The 19,970-nt window shown below is 72.5% G+C and carries 19 protein-coding genes; 6 read left to right on the top strand and 13 right to left on the bottom strand.

The features are described from left to right. Window positions 1-8 precede the first annotated feature (8 nt). The 5 genes from ACFQ58_RS16345 to ACFQ58_RS16325 all read right to left on the bottom strand — a co-directional run bounded on the left by ACFQ58_RS16345 (window position 9) and on the right by ACFQ58_RS16325 (window position 4,202). The gene (locus tag ACFQ58_RS16345) at window positions 9-923 is read right to left on the bottom strand and encodes an ABC transporter ATP-binding protein (RefSeq protein ID WP_376952222.1); all 915 of its coding nucleotides are present in this window, start codon (window positions 921-923) and stop codon (window positions 9-11) included. Window positions 924-1,050: 127 nt separating this feature from the next. Next, window positions 1,051-1,683, bottom strand: a complete 633-nt coding sequence (gene rdgB, locus ACFQ58_RS16340) for an RdgB/HAM1 family non-canonical purine NTP pyrophosphatase (protein WP_376952221.1) — start codon at window positions 1,681-1,683, stop codon at window positions 1,051-1,053. Window positions 1,684-1,694: 11 nt separating this feature from the next. Next, window positions 1,695-2,459 carry a ribonuclease PH gene (gene rph, locus ACFQ58_RS16335; protein WP_376952220.1) on the bottom strand — a complete coding sequence of 255 codons (765 nt, stop codon included), beginning with the start codon at window positions 2,457-2,459 and terminating at the stop codon, window positions 1,695-1,697. Then, window positions 2,456-3,310 (bottom strand): glutamate racemase, encoded by an 855-nt coding sequence (gene murI, locus ACFQ58_RS16330; RefSeq protein WP_376952219.1) that lies wholly within the window; start codon window positions 3,308-3,310, stop codon window positions 2,456-2,458. The genes rph and murI overlap by 4 nt, the downstream gene beginning before the upstream one ends. A gap of 16 nt (window positions 3,311-3,326) precedes the next feature. Beyond that, the gene (locus ACFQ58_RS16325; protein WP_376952218.1) at window positions 3,327-4,202 is read right to left on the bottom strand and encodes a LysR family transcriptional regulator; all 876 of its coding nucleotides are present in this window, start codon (window positions 4,200-4,202) and stop codon (window positions 3,327-3,329) included. 67 nt (window positions 4,203-4,269) lie between these two features. Between ACFQ58_RS16325 and ACFQ58_RS16320 the strand changes: the two genes are divergently transcribed. Together ACFQ58_RS16320 and ACFQ58_RS16315 are read left to right on the top strand one after the other, a co-directional pair. Further along, the gene (locus ACFQ58_RS16320; protein WP_376952217.1) at window positions 4,270-5,184 is read left to right on the top strand and encodes a DMT family transporter; all 915 of its coding nucleotides are present in this window, start codon (window positions 4,270-4,272) and stop codon (window positions 5,182-5,184) included. Between the two features lie 10 nt (window positions 5,185-5,194). Beyond that, a complete protein-coding gene (locus ACFQ58_RS16315; RefSeq protein WP_376952216.1) occupies window positions 5,195-6,514 on the top strand; it encodes a nicotinate phosphoribosyltransferase in 1,320 nt (439 codons plus the stop codon). A gap of 16 nt (window positions 6,515-6,530) precedes the next feature. Here the strand turns inward: ACFQ58_RS16315 and ACFQ58_RS16310 are convergent, their stop codons facing one another. From ACFQ58_RS16310 to ACFQ58_RS16300, 3 genes are read right to left on the bottom strand one after another with little or no spacing between them, the layout of a single operon-like run. Beyond that, the gene (locus ACFQ58_RS16310) at window positions 6,531-6,818 is read right to left on the bottom strand and encodes a DUF3039 domain-containing protein (RefSeq protein WP_376952215.1); all 288 of its coding nucleotides are present in this window, start codon (window positions 6,816-6,818) and stop codon (window positions 6,531-6,533) included. Window positions 6,819-6,840: 22 nt separating this feature from the next. Further along, on the bottom strand, window positions 6,841-8,415 hold the full coding sequence (locus ACFQ58_RS16305) for a hypothetical protein (protein WP_376952214.1): 1,575 nt from the start codon (window positions 8,413-8,415) through the stop codon (window positions 6,841-6,843). Beyond that, window positions 8,391-10,025 (bottom strand): ATP-binding cassette domain-containing protein, encoded by a 1,635-nt coding sequence (locus ACFQ58_RS16300; RefSeq protein WP_376952213.1) that lies wholly within the window; start codon window positions 10,023-10,025, stop codon window positions 8,391-8,393. The genes ACFQ58_RS16305 and ACFQ58_RS16300 overlap by 25 nt, the downstream gene beginning before the upstream one ends. Before the next feature lie 574 nt (window positions 10,026-10,599). Here ACFQ58_RS16300 and ACFQ58_RS16295 point away from each other — a divergent pair. The 4 genes from ACFQ58_RS16295 (at window position 10,600) to ACFQ58_RS16280 (ending at window position 13,966) form a co-directional block, all read left to right on the top strand. Continuing rightward, the gene (locus ACFQ58_RS16295) at window positions 10,600-11,292 is read left to right on the top strand and encodes an NTP transferase domain-containing protein (RefSeq protein ID WP_376952212.1); all 693 of its coding nucleotides are present in this window, start codon (window positions 10,600-10,602) and stop codon (window positions 11,290-11,292) included. A 97-nt stretch (window positions 11,293-11,389) separates the two neighbouring features. Further along, window positions 11,390-12,187, top strand: a complete 798-nt coding sequence (locus ACFQ58_RS16290) for an ABC transporter permease (RefSeq protein WP_376952294.1) — start codon at window positions 11,390-11,392, stop codon at window positions 12,185-12,187. Further along, a complete protein-coding gene (locus ACFQ58_RS16285) occupies window positions 12,187-12,927 on the top strand; it encodes an ABC transporter ATP-binding protein (RefSeq protein ID WP_376952211.1) in 741 nt (246 codons plus the stop codon). Before ACFQ58_RS16290 ends, ACFQ58_RS16285 begins: the two co-directional genes overlap by 1 nt. Window positions 12,928-13,009: 82 nt before the next feature. After that, window positions 13,010-13,966, top strand: a complete 957-nt coding sequence (locus ACFQ58_RS16280) for a hypothetical protein (RefSeq protein ID WP_376952210.1) — start codon at window positions 13,010-13,012, stop codon at window positions 13,964-13,966. A 1-nt stretch (window position 13,967) separates the two neighbouring features. Here the strand turns inward: ACFQ58_RS16280 and ACFQ58_RS16275 are convergent, their stop codons facing one another. The 5 genes from ACFQ58_RS16275 to ACFQ58_RS16255 form a co-directional block, all read right to left on the bottom strand. After that, window positions 13,968-15,260: a CDP-glycerol glycerophosphotransferase family protein gene (locus tag ACFQ58_RS16275; protein WP_376952209.1), complete on the bottom strand. Its 1,293-nt coding sequence runs from the start codon at window positions 15,258-15,260 to the stop codon at window positions 13,968-13,970. A gap of 41 nt (window positions 15,261-15,301) precedes the next feature. Next, on the bottom strand, window positions 15,302-16,147 hold the full coding sequence (locus tag ACFQ58_RS16270; RefSeq protein ID WP_376952293.1) for a glycosyltransferase family 2 protein: 846 nt from the start codon (window positions 16,145-16,147) through the stop codon (window positions 15,302-15,304). A gap of 52 nt (window positions 16,148-16,199) precedes the next feature. After that, on the bottom strand, window positions 16,200-17,012 hold the full coding sequence (locus ACFQ58_RS16265) for a CDP-alcohol phosphatidyltransferase family protein (protein WP_376952207.1): 813 nt from the start codon (window positions 17,010-17,012) through the stop codon (window positions 16,200-16,202). A 2-nt stretch (window positions 17,013-17,014) separates the two neighbouring features. Further along, complete coding sequence (locus ACFQ58_RS16260; protein WP_376952206.1) at window positions 17,015-18,070, bottom strand: glycosyltransferase family 2 protein; 1,056 nt, start codon at window positions 18,068-18,070, stop codon at window positions 17,015-17,017. Window positions 18,071-18,232: 162 nt separating this feature from the next. Next, window positions 18,233-19,915 (bottom strand): trypsin-like peptidase domain-containing protein, encoded by a 1,683-nt coding sequence (locus tag ACFQ58_RS16255; RefSeq protein ID WP_376952205.1) that lies wholly within the window; start codon window positions 19,913-19,915, stop codon window positions 18,233-18,235. Window positions 19,916-19,970: the final 55 nt, after the last annotated feature.

Here is a 19,970-nt window from a genome sequence, read left to right as displayed (position 1 = left end):
GGTGCGGCTCACGCCGCGGGTGAGACGGACGCGTACTCGAGCGCGGAATCCGTCAGTGAGAGGTAGGCCTCCTCGAGCGAGGCGGTGTGCCTGGTGAGCTCGTGGAGCAGCACGCCGTGGTCGCGCGCGATCTCGGCGATCGCGGGCGCATCGAGGCCGGTGACCTCGAGCTCGCCAGGCGCGGCCGTCGCGACGGAGACGCCCGGTGCGGCGAGCGCGGTGGCGAGCCGGCCGGCGTCAGGAGTCTTCACGATGACGCGCGTGGCGCCGACCCCGGTGAGGATCTCGGTCACCGGCGCATCCGCGATGAGGCGTCCGCGGCCGATCACGACGAGGTGGTCGGCGGTCTGCGCCATCTCGCTCATCAGGTGCGACGAGAGGAACACGGTGCGTCCCTGGGCCGCGAGGTCGCGCAGGAACCGGCGGACCCAGACGATCCCGTCGGGATCGAGTCCGTTGATGGGTTCGTCGAGCATGAGCGTGCGCGGGTCGCCGAGCATCGCCGCGGCGAGTCCGAGACGCTGGTGCATGCCCATCGAGAAGGTGCCGACGCGCCGTCGGGCGACGGCGTCGATGCCGGTCAGCTGCAGGACCTCGTCGACGCGAGCGCGTCCGATGCCGTGCGTCGCCGCCAGGCCCAGCAGGTGGCTCCGTGCGGTCCGTCCCGGGTGCGCCAGGCCGGGGCCGAGGAGCGTCCCGAGCTCGGTGATCGGCGCGGGGTGCGCGGCGATCGGCCGCCCGTTGACGCGGGTCGTCCCCGAGGTGGGGCGGATCAGGCCGGCGATCGCGCGCATGGTCGTGGACTTGCCCGCGCCGTTCGGCCCGAGGAATCCGGTGACCACGCCGGGCCGCACGGTGAATGACAGGTCGTCGACGGCGATGGCGTCGCCGAAGCGCTTGGTGAGGTGGGTTGCTTCGATCATGTGGATGAAGCTAGGAGTGCGCGAACCGCGCGTCGTCCGACGACGGTGCCGTTCTCGCCGGTCCGGCTCGTACCGTGGGACGAGTCCCGTGGTCGGGGTCGGGGTCGCGGGGCGGAGCCCCGGGGCGTCAGCCTCGCTCGCGCTCCGCCGCGATCCGCTCGAGCTCGGGCAGGAGCGCCCCGAACGCCCGCGCCCGATGGCTGTGCGCGTTCTTCACCTCGGGCGCCAGTTCGGCGGCCGACACCGCGAAGTCGTCGGGCAGGAAGATCGGGTCGTACCCGAAGCCGTTCACGCCCGCCCGTTGCGTGGCGATCCGCCCCGGCCACGTGCCGACCGCGGCGAACTCGTACGGCGTCTCGCCCGCGGCATCCGGCACGACCAGCGCGATCGTGCAGTGGAAGTGAGCCGTGCGGTGCGGGTCGGCGATGTCGGCCAGTTGGGCGAGCAACAGCTCGAGGTTGGCCTCGGCACCACGGCCGGGGCCGGCCCAGCGCGCCGAGAAGATGCCCGGCGAGCCGCCCATCACGTCGACCGCGATCCCCGAGTCGTCGGCGAGCGCGATGCGCCCCGTGTGGGATGCCGCGGCGCGCGCCTTGATGAAGGCGTTCTCGTCGAACGACGTGCCGTCCTCGACCGGCTCGGGCCCGTCGTAGGGCAGCACGGTGATGCCGGGCACGTGCTCGCCGAGGATGTGCTGGAACTCGGCGACCTTGTGCGCGTTGTGCGTGGCGAGGACGACTTCGAGCGGGGGACGCGACATCCGCTCGGCCCTCACTCGCCCGTGAGCGATGCTTCGAGCGCGGCCCGCTGCACCCCGGCGAGCTCGGTCGTGCCGGCGAGCGCGAGGTCGAGCAGCTGGTCGAGCTCGCGGCGGTCGAACGGCACCCCCTCGGCCGTGCCCTGCACCTCGACGAAGAGGCCGCGGCCGGTGGCGACGACGTTCATGTCGGTCTCGGCGCGCACGTCCTCGACGTAGGCGAGGTCGAGCATCGGCGTGCCGTCGATGATGCCGACCGACACCGCCGCGACGGTGTCGATGAGGGGCGTGGACTTCTGGCCGATGAACTTCTTGCCCCGCGCCCACTCGATCGCGTCGGCGAGCGCGACGTACGCGCCGGTGATGGCCGCGGTGCGCGTGCCGCCGTCGGCCTGCAGCACGTCGCAGTCGATCTGGATGGTGTTCTCGCCGAGCGACTTCATGTCGACGACGGCGCGCAGGCTCCGGCCGATGAGCCGGCTGATCTCGTGCGTGCGACCGCCGATGCGGCCCTTGACCGACTCGCGGTCGTTGCGCGTGTTCGTCGAGCGAGGGAGCATCGCGTACTCGGCGGTGATCCAGCCCGTGCCCTTGCCCGTCATCCAGCGGGGCACGCCGTTCGTGAAGCTCGCGGTGCACAGCACCTTGGTGCGCCCGAACGAGATGAGCGCGCTGCCCTCGGCGTGGGCGCTCCATCCGCGTTCGATCACGATGTCGCGCAGGTCGCTGGGGGTGCGCCCGTCGGCGCGCACGAGGTCGGGGGCGGGCTGCTCGGTCATGCGGTCTCCTGTCGGTGCGATCGGTCCGCGAAGCGGTGGGGCAGGGTGATGGCGCCGGTCTGCACGAGCTCGACGCGCTCGATGTCGGGGCCGATGAGGCGATTGGCGAGGTCGAGGAACGCGTCGGTCGAGTCGCCGGTCGCCTCGAAGCGGTGGGCCGGCGGGGCGGGCGTCCGTCGCTCGAGCCCTTGCGAGACCAGCACGCGGTAGACGTCGTTCGCGGTCTCGACATCGCTCGACACGAGCCCGACGCCCTCCCCCATGACGTACGAGATCGCGCCCTTGAGGAAGGGGTAGTGCGTGCAGCCGAGCACCAGCGTGTCGACGCCTGCCGACCGCAGTGGCGCGAGGTACTCCTCGGCGACGGCGAGCACCTCGGGCCCGGTCGTCACGCCGGCTTCGACGAACTCGACGAACCGCGGGCAGGCGGCCGAGGACAGTTCCAGGTGGGGCGCGGCCGCGAAGGCGTCGTCGTAGGCGCGCGACTGGATGGTGCCGGCCGTGCCGATCACGCCGACCCGGCCCGTGCGCGTGGTCGCGACGGCGCGACGCACCGCGGGCTGGATCACCTCGACGACGGGCACGTCGTAGCGCTCGCGCGCATCGCGGAGCATGGCCGACGACGCCGTGTTGCACGCGATCACCAGCATCTTCACGCCCTGGGCGACGAGGTCGTCGAGCACGGCAAGGGCATAGCGGCGCACGTCGGCGATGGGCTTCGGCCCGTACGGCGAGTGCTCGAGGTCGCCGACGTAGAGGATCGCCTCGTTCGGGAGCTGGTCGCGCACCGCGCGGGCGACGGTGAGTCCGCCGACGCCGGAGTCGAAGATCCCGATCGGTGCATCCGTCACGGTCATCCAGCCTAGATCAGGGCGTCGGGGCGGATGGCTCGGCGAGTGCCGCCCGGATGGCGCGCGCGACGCGCCCCACCGCGGGGTGCCGGTGGTTCCGGTGCCACGCGAGCCGAACCTCCATCGGCGGCGCATCGGTGATGGGCGCGAACACCACACCCGGCCGCGGATAGTGGTGCGCGGTGGCCTCGGAGGTGACGCCGACTGCCTCGCCCGCGGCGATGAGGTCGAGCCACTCCTCGACGTCGGCGGTGTCGGTCATCGGCGGAACGTCGGCGCCGACCGCCTGCCACAGCGCCGGCGTCGTCGTGCCCGCGCGCCGGTCGACGGCGACCACGAACGGCACCAGCTCGACGAGGCCGACCCCGTCACGCTCGGCGAGGGGGTGGTCGACGGGCATCGCGACGACCCGGCGCTCGAGCCCGACCACCTCGCCCTCGAGGTCGGTGCGATCGAGCGGATGGCGCAGCACGGCGAGGTCCACGCGGCCGTCGACGAGCCCGGCGTCGCGCGAGTTGATGCGCACGAGCCGCATCGGGCTGTCGGGGTGTGCGCGGTTCCACGCACGTAGCACCGGGGTCGTGTGCGCGCCGAGGGCCGCCCAGGCGTAGCCGAAACGGATGACGCTGGGCTCGCCGCGCAGGTCGGCGAGCGCGCGGTCGAGCTCACCGAGCACCCGGCGCGCGGTCCCGGCGAGCGCGGTCCCGGCCTCCGTCGGCTCGACGCGGCGCGTCGTGCGGTGCATGAGCGCGGTGCCGACCTCGTGCTCGAGTGCGGCGAGCGCGCGCGACACGGCGGCCTGCGACATCCGCAATCGGTCGGCCGCGGCGGTGAACGAGCGTTCCTCGTCGACGGCGATGAGGACTCGGAGGTGGCGGAGCTCGACATCCATGCGTCAAGCGTATCGATGCGCTCGGATTGCATTTCTCATCGCAACGGTCTCGACCTACCGTGGACGCATGATCCGCCAACGGAACAGCCTCGACGCCGCTGCCGTCGTGGTCGGTGCTGCCTCGGTGCCGGTCGGCGCGGCGCTGGGCGCGACGATCTTCCCGTTCGTCGGGCCGGCCGGCGTGGTGGCGCTGCGGCAGGCCTTCACCGCGGTGATCCTGCTCGGCGTGACGCGACCGCGAGTGCGCGGTCTCGGGTGGGCGGCAGCGCGCCCGGCGATCGCCCTCGGCGCCGTCCTCGTCGTCATGAACCTCTCGGTCTACGCGGCCGTCGAGCGCATCGGCCTCGGCCCGGCAGTGACGCTCGAGTTCCTCGGCCCGCTCGCCCTCGCGCTCCTCGCCTCGCGTCGGCGGCTCGACCTCGCGTGCGCGGTGCTCGCCGGCACGGGCGTCGTCCTGCTGACGGGCAGCGTGCCGGGCATCGATCCGCTCGGCATCGTGCTCGCCCTGACCGCCGCTGCCGCGTGGGCGGCCTACATCCTGCTCAGCCAGCGTGCCGGACGCACGCTGCCCGGCCTGCAGGGCACTGCGATCGCGAGCCTCGTCGCCGCCGTCCTCACCTCGCCGATCCTCGTGCTCGCGCTGGTCTCGCTCGCGCCGCACGAGATCGTGCTGGTCCTCGCGATCGGCGCCGCGGCCGCGGTGCTGTCGTCCGCACTCCCCTACTCCATCGACCTGGTGGTGCTGCGCCGGATGCCGCGCCAGCGGTTCGGCGTGCTGCAGAGCGTGCACCCGGCCGCTGCGGCCATCGCGGGGCTGGTCGTACTCGGCGAGACCCTGTCACCGTGGCAGGTCGCGGGACTCGCGCTGATCACAGTCGCGAACGCGGTCGCCGTCGGCGTGGCGCCGCGCGGATCGGCGGCGCCCGAGCCCGTCGCCACGGCCGCAACGCCGGCTCCGCGCCATCCGGAACCCGCGCATTAGGCTGAGCGGCGTGACCGGCTCAGCTGCGCTCCTCACCGACCGATACGAGCTCACGATGGTGGACGCCGCCCTGCTGGACGGCACCGCCCACCGCGAGAGCCTGTTCGAGGCATTCGCCCGCCGCCTGCCCGCGGGCCGGCGATACGGCGTCGTGGCGGGCACCGGCCGGCTACTCGAGCTCATCGAGCGGTTCCGCTTCGAGGACGCCGAGCTGGAGTTCCTGCGCGAGCAGCACGTGGTGCGCGACGCGACGCTCGACTGGCTCGCCGACTACCGCTTCCGCGGCGACGTGTGGGGCTACCGCGAGGGCGAGGCGTACTTCCCGGGCTCGCCGCTGCTGACCATCCAGGCGTCGTTCGCCGAGGCCGTCATGCTCGAGACGGTCGTGCTCTCGGTGCTCAACGCCGACTCGTCGGTCGCGAGCGCGGCAGCGCGCATGGTCTCGGTCGCGCTCGGCCGCCCCATCGCCGAGATGGGCTCGCGGCGCACCAACGAAGGCGCGGCGATCGCCGCGGCGCGTGCGGCCTACATCGCCGGCTTCGACGCGACCAGCAACCTCGAGGCCGGGCGGGCGTGGGGCATCCCGACGATGGGCACGGCCGCGCACGCGTTCACGCTCCTGCACGACAGCGAGGAGGCCGCGTTCCGTGCCCAGGTCAATGCCATGGGTCCGGGCACTACGCTGCTCGTCGACACCTACGACATCACGGCGGGCGTCGAGACCGCGGTCCGCGTGGCCGGCACCGAGCTCGGGGCGGTGCGCATCGACTCGGGCGACCTGCCGACCGTCGTGGCCGACGTGCGCGCGCAGCTCGACGACCTCGGCGCCGTCACCACCCGCATCACCGTCACGAGCGACCTCGACGAGTACACGATCGCCGCCCTCTCCGGGGCTCCCGTCGACGCGTACGGCGTGGGCACGTCCGTGGTCACGGGCTCGGGGTCCCCTGCCGCGGGGATGGTGTTCAAGCTCGTCGCGCGGCGCGGCGTGGACGGCGAGTGGGTGGACGTCGCCAAGGCGTCGTCGAACAAGCTGAGCGTCGGCGGCCGCAAGAACGCGGCCCGCCGGCTCGACTCCACGCGCACCGCACGCGAGGAGATCGTCTTCGTCGGCGACGGACCCGAGGGCGAGGCCGACTTCGAGGCCGGCGACGAGCTGCGCCCGCTCATGGTCCGGCTCATGCACGAGGGCCGGGCGGATGCCGCGTACACCGGCCATGCGGGCGTCGAGGCTGCGCGCGCCCACCGTGCCGAGGTCATGCAGGAACTGCCGATCGAGGCGTTCCGCCTCGGCCGCGGCGAGCCGGTGATCCCGACGACCTACCGCTGAGCGATCACGCCGGGCGTCAGCCCTGCTTGAGCCGCTCGTAGATCTCCTTGCACGTCGGGCACACCGGGAACTTCTCCGGGTCGCGCCCGGGCGTCCACTTCTTGCCGCACAACGCCTTCACCGGCTTGCCGGTGATGGCCGACTCGAGGATCTGCTCCTTCTTGACGTAGTGGGAGAACCGCTCGTGGTCTCCGGGCTCGATGTTCTCCTCTTCGAGGAGCTTCTCGAGTTCGCGGTCGAGCACGGAGGTGCCGCCGCCGGGCGCATCGGGGTCGGCGATGCTCGCCTGCACGGGTCGGATCATGCGGTCGAGTCTACGCCGGGACTCACGCGCGAACGGCTGCTGCGAGGATCTCGGGTCCGCGGCGTTCGAACACGCGCCCGCCGCCCCAGATGCCGAGCGCGAGCACCACCAGGCCGAACCCGATGCCGGCCGCGAGGGAGGCCGCATGCCACGCCGGATCGTCGAACATGCCGAGTACCGCGAACGCGAGCGCGGGTCCGGCGACGAGGATCGAGCCGAACATCGTGAAGGACTGCACGAGCGCCGTCACCGCTCCGGTCGACTGCGGCGCCTGGAACGGGCTGTCGCCCGGCTTGACCACCGGGTACGGCATTGCCGCCGACGTGATCGAGCCGAGCCCGAGGCCCCCGAGCAGCAGCGCCGTGCTCACGCCGAGCAGCGAGGGCAGCAGCCGCCAGTCGTCGAGCACGAACACCGTGATCGCACTGCCCAGGCCGATCACGAGGATGCCCGAGATGAGCACCGGCACGAGTCGTCCGATGCGATCGGAGGTGCCGCGCACGCCGGAGGCCACGTGCAACCACACGGCCGTGCTGTCGTACGCCGTGTCGTTGTGCAGGCTCCAGCCGAGCAGGAGGCACACGAGCGGGACGGGGATGAGGCCGAGGTACAGCGCCGGAACCCCCGCGATCCCCAGCGGGACCGCCACGAGGATGGGCGTGATCGGCACCATCAGCAGCGCCACCCAGTAGCGCGCGTCGCGGAACCAGTACGTGATGCTGCGCGCGGCGATCGCGCCGGTCGCGCCGTGCGGCATCCGGCCGAACCATCCGAGGCCGTGGTAGCTGCGTGCGGCGGCCTCGCGCCCTGGCGTCACGAGCATCCGGGCGACCAACGCCCGCCAGGCCATCCATGCGACCCACACGGTCGCGACGGCGATCACGAGCTTCAGGATGGCGGCGCCCCAGGCTCCCGCGGCGGCATCGCCCGGGACCGCGAAGGCCGCGCCGAGCGGCGTCCACGACAGGGCGCCCGCGATCGCGCCGATCGCGCGGCGACCCGAGGTCGCCCAGTCGACCGTGGTGAGCGCGACGATCACCGGCGCGGCCATGACCACGAGCAGCACGCCGATGACGCCGGCGACATCGCGCGAGCGGCGGGTCTCGAGGAGCATGCCCGCGAGGCCCGCGGTCAGCCGGGCCCCGAGCAGGCAGGTCGCGAAGGCGAGCGGTGCGGCCAGCAGTGCGAGCAGGGTCTCGCCCGCCCCGCGCGACCACGTCACCACGGTGCCGCTGAGGGCGATCACGAGTGCGAGCGCCGGTACGCCGATGGCCGCAGCGAGCGCGAGTCCCAGCGCGAGCGTGCGGTTCGGCATGCCGAACAGCGCGAAGCGCCTCGGATCCATCGTGTCGTCGACGCCGAAGACCAGCGGGACGAGGAGGAATCCCAGCACCGTGGCCGCGCCCGCGACGACGATGCCGTCGCGGATCAGCTCGACGTCCTCCGCCCCACGCAGGCCGACGAGCAGCGCGAAGGCGAGGATCGCGAATCCGAGCCCGTAGATCAGGCCCACCACGATCCCCACGACCTGCCACGTGCTGCGCCGGAAGATGTTCCCGAGCAGCCGCAGCTTCAGTCGGAGAAGCTGTGCAACCATTCCATGCCCTCCGCCGCCTTGCGTCCGCCGGCGAGCTCGACGAATCGGTCCTCCAGGGTCTGCCCGCCACGCACCTCGTCGAGCGTGCCCGCGGCGAGCACGCGACCGCCCACGATGATCGCGGCCGAGTCGCACACGCGCTCGATGAGGTCCATGCCGTGGCTGGAGAGCAGGACGGTGCCGCCGCCGCCGACGTACCGCTCGAGGATGTCGGTCAGGTTCGCCGCCGAGACCGGGTCGACCGACTCGAACGGCTCGTCGAGCACGAGCACCCGCGGCGAGTGGATCATCGCGCACGCGAGCGCGATCTTCTTCGTCATGCCGGCGGAGTAGTCGGCGACGAGGCGGTCGAGCGCATCCTCGAGGCCGAAGGCGGCGGCGAGGTCGGCGCTCCGCTCGCGCACGGCGGCGTGGTCGAGGCCGCGCAGCGAGCCCGCGTAGTACAGCAGCTCGGCACCGGTGAGCCGGTCGAAGAGGCGCAGCCGGTCGGGCAGCACGCCCGTGATCCGCTTGGCCGCGAGCGGCTGCTTCCACACGTCGACGCCGTGGACGTGCACGGCGCCCGCGTCGGGACGGAGCAGGCCGGTCACCATCGACAGCGTGGTCGTCTTGCCCGCGCCGTTCGGGCCGACGATGCCGTAGAACGAGCCGGCCCGGACGTCGAGCGTGATGCCGTCGACGGCCGTCGTGTCGCCGTAGCGCTTCACGAGCCCTTCGATCGTCAGCACGCGGGGCGCGTCGGCGGGCGGCGCCTGGCGCGCCACGCGGAGCGTGCGCTTCTTGCGCGGCGCCGCCTTCGGCGCGGTGACGGCGATCACGGCGACGCCGCGTTCGGCGCCGACGGCGCGGTCGCCGTCGGTGCGTGCGGGGGCGGGTTCGGCGACCGCCGGCGCTGCGGCCGTCGTGGCAGCCGCAGCCGCAGCGGTGACGGCGGCGGCCACGGCGGGCGTGGAAGCCGGTTCGGCTCGGGGCGCCGGCTCGGGAGCCGTGACCGGCTCCGGCAGGTCGGCGGGCTCGGCCTTCGGCTCGGCGGCGAGCTCGGGCTCGGGCGTCGCTCCCGGCGCGACCGCGGGAGCCATGGCCTCCTCGGCGGCCGGCTCGACGGTCACGGTCGCCGCGGGTCGCACCGGCGTGGCCGGCGGCTCGAGCACCGCGGTGTCGGCCGGATCGTCGACCGGGGTGATCGGCGCGGGAGCAGGGGCCGCGGGCGCCGCAGCCGCAGCCGCAACAGCCGGGGCCGCTGCCGCGCCCGAATTCGGCTCCCCGTCGGGCCGGCGCGGGCTGCGCTCGGCGGCCGTGGTGTCGGTCGTGATGGCCGCAGCGACGCGCTGGCGCGAGGGCGCGGCCTTCTTGCGTGCGTCGGCGCTGCGAGCACGCGACTTCGCCGCAGACGCCGAGGGAGTCCGGGCGGACTTCGCGGCCTCGCCGCGCGCGGCCGCGGCGGACGACGACGCGGCGCGCGAGGCGGTGCTGCGCTTCGAGGCCGGACGCGACTCGGCGCCCTCGACCTCCACGCCCTCGGCGAGGTCGGCGTCGGCCGGCTCGGCGGCGGCCTTGTCGGAAGCGGCACGCGGTGGACGCGAACCGGATTTCGTCGTGGCCGGCCTCACGGGCTTGGGAGTCGACGCGGACGAGGTCGACTCCGGGGCCGACGGCTCCGGCGAGCTCGAGGCCGCCGACTTCGAACCGCCCGACTTCGAACCGCCCGGCTTCGCTGCGGTCGACTTCGAAGCCGTCGACCTGGTCGACGCTCCCTTCGACGACGTGCGCGGCGACCGCGCTCGCGGGGCCCGCTCACCGGACGAACGAGCGGTCGCAGGCGCGTCCGCATCCCCCCGATCGGCGGGCACCCCCGTGCCGGTGCCTTCGGGAGTCTCGTCGTCAGGGCGCGATGGCGAAACGGAAGTCACCCGGACAACCTACCAACCACCCCGCTCCGGACGCTGGAGAACGCCTCGATCCGCGCGCCGCGGAGGCCACGCACCCGGTCGACGGGCTGCGCAGACACTGGGCATCGCATCACGATCGGGCTACGGCTTGTCAACCGGTTCGGCGTCGGCGAACCCCCTCGGGTATCCTGAGAACCGGCATAACGGCGTGTCCAGAAGTGAACTTGCGGATGAACCCCCGGCGAACTCGTCTGAAACGAGGTCGTCGCGGCATCCGATCGACGAAGGAGATGCAGTGACCACGCAGATCGTGATCCTCGCAGCCGGCATGGGGAGCCGGCTCGGGCGTTCCCTCCCCAAACCGTTGACCGAGCTCAGCGACGGCCGCACCATCATGCGCCAGCAGTTCGACAACGTCGAGCACGCCTTCGGCCGCAATGCCGGCGTGACGATCGTCGTCGGCTACAAGCTCGAGCACATCATCGAGGCGTTCCCGCAGGCGTCCTTCGTCTACAACGAGGAGTACGACCAGACGAACACCTCGAAGTCGCTGATGCGCGCGCTGCAGGCCTCGCAGCCGGGCGGCGTGCTGTGGATGAACGGCGACGTCGTGTTCGACCCGCGCATCCTCGACCGTGCGCTGCCCTTCATCGCGCGCGACCAGTCGTTCGTGACCGTCAACACCGCCAAGGTGTCCGACGAAGAGGTGAAGTACACCACGAGCGCCGAGGGCTACATCAAGGAGCTCTCCAAGACCGTCAAGGGCGGCCTCGGCGAGGCCGTGGGCATCAACTACATCTCGAGCCGCGACAAGGCCGTCTTCCTCGCGCACCTGCAGCGGGTCGGCGCGCAGGACTACTTCGAGCGCGGCCTCGAGCTGGCGATCGAGCAGAACGGCCTCCTCGTCGAGCCGATGGACGTCTCCGACCTCTACGCGGTCGAGATCGACTTCGCCGAAGACCTGGAGCGCGCGAACCACTTCGTGTGATCTGCGGAGTACCACAGCACGAGGAGCGGATGCCACGAGGCATCCGCTTCTCGCATGTCCGGGCCCGGCACGGCGGGCCTCTACGATGTTGAGCGTGATGAGCTACGCGGACTCGCATCCGTTCTCGCGGACGCCGTGGGCCGGGTACCGGCACTCGTTGTGGCTCCTCACGACACGCGACCTGAAGGTCCGCTACTCGACGTCGGCGCTCGGGTACCTCTGGTCGATCCTCGATCCGCTCGTGATGGCGGGCATCTACTGGTTCGTGTTCACGCAGGTCTTCCAGCGGCCGGTCGGGACCGAGCCGTACATCGTGTTCCTGCTCTCGGCGCTGCTGCCGTGGATGTGGTTCAACGGCGCGGTCTCCGACTCGACGCGCGCGTTCCTGAAGGATGCCAAGCTCGTCCGCTCGACCAAGCTGCCGCGCACCATCTGGGTCAACCGCATCGTGCTCTCGAAGGGCATCGAGTTCCTCCTGTCGCTGCCGGTGCTCGCGCTGTTCGCCGCGCTCTTCGGCGCCGGCGTCGGATGGGGGCTCGCCCTCTTTCCGCTGGCGATCCTGCTGCAGGCGGCGCTCACGGCGGGCGTCGGCCTGATCGTCGCCCCGCTCGTGGTGTTCTTCCGCGACCTCGAGCGCGCGACCAAGCTGGTGCTGCGGTTCCTGTTCTACGCCTCCCCGATCGTCTACGGCACCACGAACCTCCCCGACGACCTCCACTTCTGGGCGTCGTTCAATCCGCTGACCGGCATCTTCGGCCTCTACCGCTCGGCCTTCTTCCCCGACGAGCTCGACTGGTTCGCGGTCGGGGTCGCCGCGGCGATGTCGTTCGCGTTCCTCGCCGTCGGGCTCTGGGTCTTCCGCAGCTCTGAGCGCCATGTGCTGAAGGAGATCTGATGCCAGAGGCCGCCATCCGGACCAGTGGTCTCGGCATCCGGTTCCGTCGCAACCGACGAGGGCGTCGATCGTTCAAGGACCTGCTGTCACGACGCCGTCGCATCCGGCCCGACGAGTTCTGGGCCCTGCGCGAGGTCTCGATCGACGTGCGCCCGGGCGAGGCGATCGGCGTCGTGGGCCGCAACGGCCAGGGCAAGTCGACGCTGCTGAAGCTCGTCGCCGGGGTCATGCTGCCCGACGAGGGCGAGGTCATCGTCAACGGCGGGGTCGCCCCGCTCATCGAGATCACGGGCGGATTCGTCGACGACCTGACGGTGCGCGACAACGTGTACCTGACGGCGGGGCTGCACGGCATGACGCGGCCGCAGATCGACGCGAAGTTCGACGGGATCATCGAGTTCGCCGAGATCGGCGACTTCCTCGACACGCCGTACAAGCACCTCTCGAGCGGCATGAAGGTGCGCATCGCGTTCGCCGTGATCTCGCAGCTCGAGGAGTCGATCCTCCTCGTCGACGAGGTGCTCGCCGTGGGCGACAAGGCGTTCCGCGAGAAGTGCTACCGCCGCATCGAGGAGCTGCTCGCGGGCGGGCGCACCCTGTTCTTCGTGTCGCACAACGAGCGCGACCTCCGCCGGTTCTGCACGCGCGGCCTCTACCTCGACAAGGGGAAGCTCGTGCTGGACGCCCCGATCGACGACGTCCTCGAGCGCTACAACGCCGAGTACGGCACTGCGAAGTAGCTCACGGCCGCGCGCGTCAAGCCCCCGGCCCGGATGCCGCGTCCGGCGGACCTTCCCAACCGCTCCGCCTAGGATCGACGGCATGTCCGATCGCGTCCACCGCATCACGTCGATGGGGCCGAGCGCGCCGCAGGAGGGCGACGAGGCCGCAACGGATGCCACGGAGCGGGCCGCGGGCCTCGAGCGCACGTTCGACCGGCTCCTGTCCATCCAGCGTCCGATCGTCGTGGCGCACCTGCGCAGCATCCGCCGTCACCATCCGACGGCCACGCCCGACGAGCTCATCCGCATCCTCGAGCGGCGCTACCTGACCGCGGTGACCACCGGCGGCGCCGCGGTCGGCGCGACCGCCGTGGTGCCGGGCATCGGCACGGGCGTCACGCTCGCGCTCTCCGGGGTGGAGACGGCGGGCTTCCTCGAGGCCACCGCGCTGTTCGCCCAGTCCGTCGCCGAGGTGCACGGGCTCCACATCGAGAACCCCGAGCGTGCCAGGGCCCTCGTCATGACGCTCATGATGGGCCGCGAGGGCGTCGACCTCGTCCGCCAGTTCGCCGCGCAGGCGAGCGGCGTGGGCGTGGCCCGGAACGCCTATTGGGGCGAGGTCATCACGAGCGGCCTGCCGAAGGCCGTCATGGGAACCGTCGTCGACCGGCTCCGGCACCTCTTCATCCGCCAGTTCGCGGTGCGCGGCGGCGCGGGCATCATCGGGCGCGCGATCCCCTTCGGCATCGGCGCGGCGATCGGCGGCATCGGCAACCATGTGCTCGGCCGCCGGGTGCTGCAGCAGTCGCGGCTGGCGTTCGGCGGGGCTCCCCGCATCCTCCCGGTCGAGCTCGAACCCCGCGGACCGGCCGAGCCGGTCGCGGCTCGCGCGATCCGGCGCGGCGGTGCCTTCGGTGAGACGCTGCTGTCATTGCCGGGTCGCAGCATCCGGACTGCGGGGCGCGCGCTCGGCCGACGCCGCGGCGAAGTCGAACGTGACGACACTGCGGCCGTCGACGACGGAGCCGCCGGCACGAGCGACGGGCGCGCGAGCTGACTCAGTCGACGTCGACGTCGTCGGACTGCTCGGCCGCCTCGCCCTCGGCGTCGTGCTCGTCGATCACGGGGTCCGTCGCGTGCATCGCGGCGAAGCGCTCCCACTCGGCCATGAGGCCGTCGACCGCGGCGTGGAACCGCGCCGTCGTGACGCCGGGGGTCGTGTCGCCAAAGTAGCGCTCGACCCAGTAGCCGAGCCGTTCGAGCGCGGCCTCGTCGTGCGCGACCTCGCTGACGCGCGCCGCCATCGCCTCGCCGTCGGCGGCGTCGAGCCATTCGCATGCCGACAGGTAGCCGCCGGTGTCGATCTGCGCCTCGCGCTCGACGGGGCGCGTGACGAGGAGCGGCCGGCCGGCGGCCAGGCGGTCGTAGACCATCGCCGAGATGTCGACGATCGCGACGTCGGCGGCCGCGAGCTGCCACCCCAGGTCGGGGCCGGTGTCGATGATGTGCTGAGCACCCGCGTCGGCGGCGTTGGCCTGCTCGAGCAGGCGCATGATCTCGCGATTGGCGGCGCCGTACTCGTGGTCGACCACGCCGGAGCGCGGGTGCGGGCGGTAGATCACGCGATGCCGTCCGGATGCGACGAGCGCGCGCACCAGTTCGACGCCGTGCGAAGCGATCGAACCGTACGCCGCGGCGCTGCGATCGCCCTCCCACGTGGGCGCGTACAGCACGACCTCGCGATGGTCCTGCGGATACGGCAGCGGCCGCCCGTCGAGGTAGTGGTCGGCCTGAGGGCGACCGATCGGGATGGCGCGCCGGTCGAAGTCGTAGTCCCAGAGCACCTTCTCGAGGCGGGCCCGCGCGGCATCCCCCGCGATGAGCGCGTAGTCGTAGGCCTTGAACTGGTTCGTGGTCATGTACATCTTGTCGGACTCGCCGTGGTTGATGAACACGTGCCAGCGGCGGCCGTAGCGCATCATCTGGAAGTTCTTCGCGTTCTGGTTCACGTAGAAGATGACGTGCAGGTCCTGCTCGTGGATCACCCGTTCGAGGTCGGCGACCCGGCGGACGTAGGCGACCGGGATCGGCGACTCGTCGCGCAGCGCCAGCGCGGCACCTGACGCGCGGCTGAGGATCAGCACCGGATGGCGCTGGGAGAGGGTCGCGAGCGGCTTGTACCACTGGCGCAGCTGGTAGAGGTTGACCTTGCCGTCGGCGAAGTAGACGCCGATCCGGAAGCGGTGCGGCTCAGGCGGCTGGATGCCGGCCAGCCGGCGCTGTTCGTTGCGCGACTTGACGACGTTCCGGACCAGCTTCACGGCGCGGCGCGCGTCTCTCCTCAAACCCACCGTCCAAGGGTAGCCGTCGATGGAGGCCGGCGCGGGGCGCCTCAGATCACGGGTGGGCGGCCGGCGCGCGCCATCCGCCATATCGTGCGCCAGTGCAGCGGGCGACGGGGGCCCGGGTCCTCGCGCCATCCCGCGCGCCATCCGCCGAACCAGGCCCGCAGCGCCGCCGGATCGCGGTACCAGCGCAGGACCTGGATCGCCGTCCAGGAGCCCACGTAGACCGGCACGAGGACGGCCGGGAGGTTGCGCCGCGCGAGCCAGACGCGGTTGCGGGCGTTGAGGCGGTAGTAGTACTCGTGGCGGGCGGGATCGATGACCGGATGCGCGGCCTCGAGGTCGCCGGCGTACCAGGCGCGATGCCCTGTGTCCCAGACGCGCCACGCCAGCTCGACCCCCTCGTGCGCGTAGAAGAAGGGGTCGGCCCATCCGCCCGTCGCCTCGAGCACCGGGCGGGGCATGAGCACGGCACCCTCCCAGCATGAGAAGACGTCGCTCGAATGCGCGGGGTCGCCCTTGCGGATGCGCGGGATCCACCGGCGCGGCGCCGTGAGACCGGTGGGGTCGACGACGCGGGGCTGCACGAGCCCGAGGTCGGGGTGTTCGGCGAGCAGGCGGCATCCGTGGGCCAGGAAGGTCGCGCTCGGCAGGAACGCGTCGTCGTCGAGGAAGAAGAGGACGTCGCCGGCCACGTGCGGCACGCCGCGGTTGCGCCCGGCCGGGATGCCGAGGTTCTCGGGCAGGTGCACCGTGCGCACCTCGGGCGGCAGGGGCGGGTCGGCCATGCGGGGATCCCAGCCGTTGCCGACGCAGGCGACGTCGACCTCGACGCCGACCTGGTCGAGCACGCTGCGGATGCCGCGGGCGAGGTCCGCGGGACGTCGCCCCATCGTCAGGACGACCACACCCACCCGGGGCGGCGTCACGGCGTCGGTCGGCGCGTCAGGCGCGGACACGGCGGGATGCCATGATCGCGACGAAGTGACCGAGGAGCGCGAGCACCGCGAGCGGCAGCAGCGCGGTCACGACGAAGCGGTCGACGAGGGGCTGGCCCGCGAAGAGGCCGACGACGGCCGCGGCGAAGGCGATGAGGGTCAGCTCGACCGAGTGGTACAGCCGGTGGAACGGCACGAAGCGGGCCGCCCGGCGGAGCTTCGCGATGAGGCCGCCGCGCGGGGCGGTCTCGCCGTGCGTGTCGGCGAGCTTCGGCAGGCCGGCGTTCGCCCGGGCGACGTGCACCATGTCGTTCAGCGCCTTGTTCAGCACGATGACGAGCGCGAGCATCGCGCCGATCGTGGTCCACAGGAAGTCCTCGGGGAACTCCAGCGGGTAGGCCGCGGCGCGGATGCCGAGGGCGAGCGGGATGAGCGCCTCGGTCGAGTAGTGCCCCACCTTGTCGAGGAAGACGCCGGCCGGGCTCGACGTGCGCCGCCACCGCGCGACCTCGCCGTCGCAGCAGTCGACGAGCATCTGGAGCTGGCCGAGCACCACCGCGAGCAGTGCCCCCCAGATGCCCGGGATGAGCAGCGCGGCGGCCGTCGACCAGCCGACGAGGATCATGAGTCCGGTCACGCCGTTCGCCGAGATGCGGGTGCGCAACAGCACCCACGTGAGGTACGGCGACAGGTTCCGCAGGTACAGCGACGCGGTCCAGTGCTCGGCGTTGCGTCGGCCGCGCACCTCGGGCGGCTGCGTGACCGCGCGCAGCTCGGCGATCGTCGACGGCCTGCCGCGTTCGGGCTCGGTCTGGGTCATGCTCACCTTCCCGTGTGACTCGCGATGTTGCTCGTGAGCGAGAGGTAGCCGAGCACGAAGCCCGTGCCCCAGGCCACGTGGATGCAGGGCAGCACCGCGAGGAACCACGCCATCGTGGCCGCACCACGACCGCGAGCGTACACGAGGGTGGCGAACACGACGAAGAGCACGTAGACGAGCGGGACGGCGAAGCCGGCGAGCATCCACGGCACCGCACCGACGGCGAGTTGCACGAGTCCGCCGATGCCGAGCAGGAGGCCGAGCGCGACGCCGACGACCATCGCCGGCGGGACGAAGTAGCGGATGCCGTTGTCGGCGGGGAAGCGGCGCGCGAGCTCGCCGCGCCACAGCCCCGTGGAGAACATCTGGCGCGCGAGGCGCTCGACGCTCGAGCGGGGTCGGTAGGTCACCGCGAGCTTCGGCGTGAACCACACGACGCCGCCGGTGTCGCGCAGGCGGCGGTTGAGCTCCCAGTCCTGGCCGCGCTTGATGCTCTCGTCGAACAGGCCCACGCGCTCGAGTGCGCTGCGGCGGAACACGCCGAGGTAGACCGTGTCGGCGGGTCCCTCTTCTCCGCCGACGTGGAACGCCGAGCCGCCGAGCCCGACACGGGTCGTGTAGGCCAGCGCCACCGCGCGCTCGAAGGGCGTCTCGCCGCGCGCGTCCATGATGCCGCCGACGTTGTCGGCACCCGTGCGGACGAGGGTCTCCACCGCGATCTGCGCGTAGTCGGGCGGCAGCATCGAGTGCGAGTCGACGCGGACCACCACCGGGTGGGATGCCGCGCGGATGCCGAGGTTCAGTCCCGCCGGCGTCGACCCGACCTCGTTGTCGAGCACGCGGACGCGGGAATCGCGCGCCGCCAGGTCGGCCACGAGCTCGGCCGTGCCGTCGATCGACGGGCCGAGCGCGATGAGCACCTCGACCGGGCCGTCGTACTGCTGCTCGAGGATGGAACCGACCGCCGCACGCACGTGCGACGCATCGTTCAGCACGGGCATGACATAGGAGACGCCGATCGGCGGCGACAGGTCCGCCGGATGGTGCTGCTCGGGCATGGTCCTCACTCGTGCACTGGGTCGATCGAGCCTAGCAGCCGGGCTCCCGTGCGCCCCCGCCCGCGCCGCCGCGTCGCACGGCCGTCGCGGCCGGGTACGCGGACGGGACCGGACCCCGCAGGGTCCGGTCCCGTCCGGTGGGAGCTGAGGCGACCGAGCGGCTCAGCCCTCGAAGGTGCCGAGCGTGACGGTCACCGTCTGCGACTCGCCGTCCCGCGTGTACGTGACCTCGGCGTCCGCGCCGCCGGCGAGCGCACGGACCTGCGCCGTCAGGTCGGTCTGGTCGCTGATCGGGACGCCGTTCAGGGCCGTCACGACGTCGCCGGACTGCAGGCCCGCAGACTCGGCCGCGCCGCCAGGCGACACCTCGGAGATCAGTGCGCCGACCGTGTCGCTCTCGCCGCTCTCCTGCGCCGAGGTGACCGTCGCGCCGAGCAGGCCGTGCGTCGCCGCCCCGTTCTCGATGATCTCGTTGGCCACGCGCTCCGCGAGGTTCGAGGGCACCGCGAAGCCGACGCCGATGTTGCCGGCCTGGCCCGAGTCGCCGGTCGAGAGGATCGCGACGTTCACGCCGATGAGCTTGCCGTCGGAGTCGAGCAGCGCGCCGCCCGAGTTGCCCGGGTTGATCGCGGCATCCGTCTGGATCACCGGGATGGAGATGAGGCCGCCGCTCTGCGACTGCTGGCCGCTGCCCTCCTGGCCGTCGAAGTTCCAGAAGTCGAACGGGCTCTGCTGGGACTCGTCGCCCTCGTCCTGGCCATCGTCGGGCGTCGTGGGCGCGGCCGAGGACTCGACGTCGATGCTGCGGTTCAGCGCGCTGATGATGCCGTCGGTCACGGTACCCGCCAGGCCGAGCGGCGCGCCGATCGCGATGGCCGTGTCGCCCACGTTGAGCTCGTCGGAGTCGGCGAACTCGATGGGCGTGAGGTCGGACGCGTCGACGAGCTTGATCACGGCGAGGTCGCTGAGCGGATCGGTGCCGATCAGCTCGGCCTCGTACAGCCGGCCGTCGTCGGTCTTCACCTGGATGGTGGGGTCGCCCGTGGCGCCGTCGAGCGTGACGACGTGCGTGTTCGTGAGCACGTAGCCGTCCTCGGACAGGATGATGCCCGAGCCGGTGCCCTGACCCTCGCCCTGGGCGCCCGCGACCTCGATGGTCACGACGCTGGGGCTCGCCGACGCGGCGACCGCGCTGACCTGGTTGACCGACTCAGTGTCGTTCACGACGATGCGCTCGGCGCCCGCCGAAGTCTGCGTGGTCGTGGCGTCGTCTCCGCCGACGACCAGGGCCGTGACGCCGGCGCCCGAGGCGCCGCCGATGAGGGCCGCCGCCACGATGGCCGCGGCGACGCCGAGGCCCACGCGACGCGGCTTGGCCGGTGCGGGGGTGGCGGATGACGCGGCGGGGCCGCCGAACGCCGGCGGGATGGTGCCCGAGCCGCCCGATGCCGCCGGGGCGACGGGGGATGCGGGCGCCGGGGCGCCGGCGACCGGAGCGGTCGGCGCGGTCTGAGCCGCCTGCGCCGGCTGACCCGAAGCCGGCGTGGCGGCGGGCTCGTGGCTGTAGCCCGGTGCCACGTACGGCTGGGGCGCCTGGCCCGGCGTGTAGACCGTGCCGGTCGGCCGGGGCGCGCTCTCGGGGGTCGGGGCCTCGTTCTGCGCCTCGGACGGCGCCGGCGTCGTCGACGCAACGGGCGCCGAGGCGGGCGCGGGCTCCGGGGCCTGCGCGGGCGCCGAGGCGGCGGGCTGCGGCGCCTCGGTGCGCGGCTCCGCGGGCTCGGGGGTGGTGGTCTCCACGCGGGCCTCGGACTCCTGGTCGTGCCCGCCGGTGGTGGTGTCGGTCATGGTCGCTCCCTTCCAGCGAAGCCAGCATCGCGCTGCAAGCTGTGCGGCGCGTCGG

It is taken from the genome of Agromyces sp. NPDC056523, from assembly GCF_042794545.1.
Taxonomy (GTDB): domain Bacteria; phylum Actinomycetota; class Actinomycetes; order Actinomycetales; family Microbacteriaceae; genus Agromyces.
This window is presented reverse-complemented; position numbering and strand designations above follow the sequence as displayed.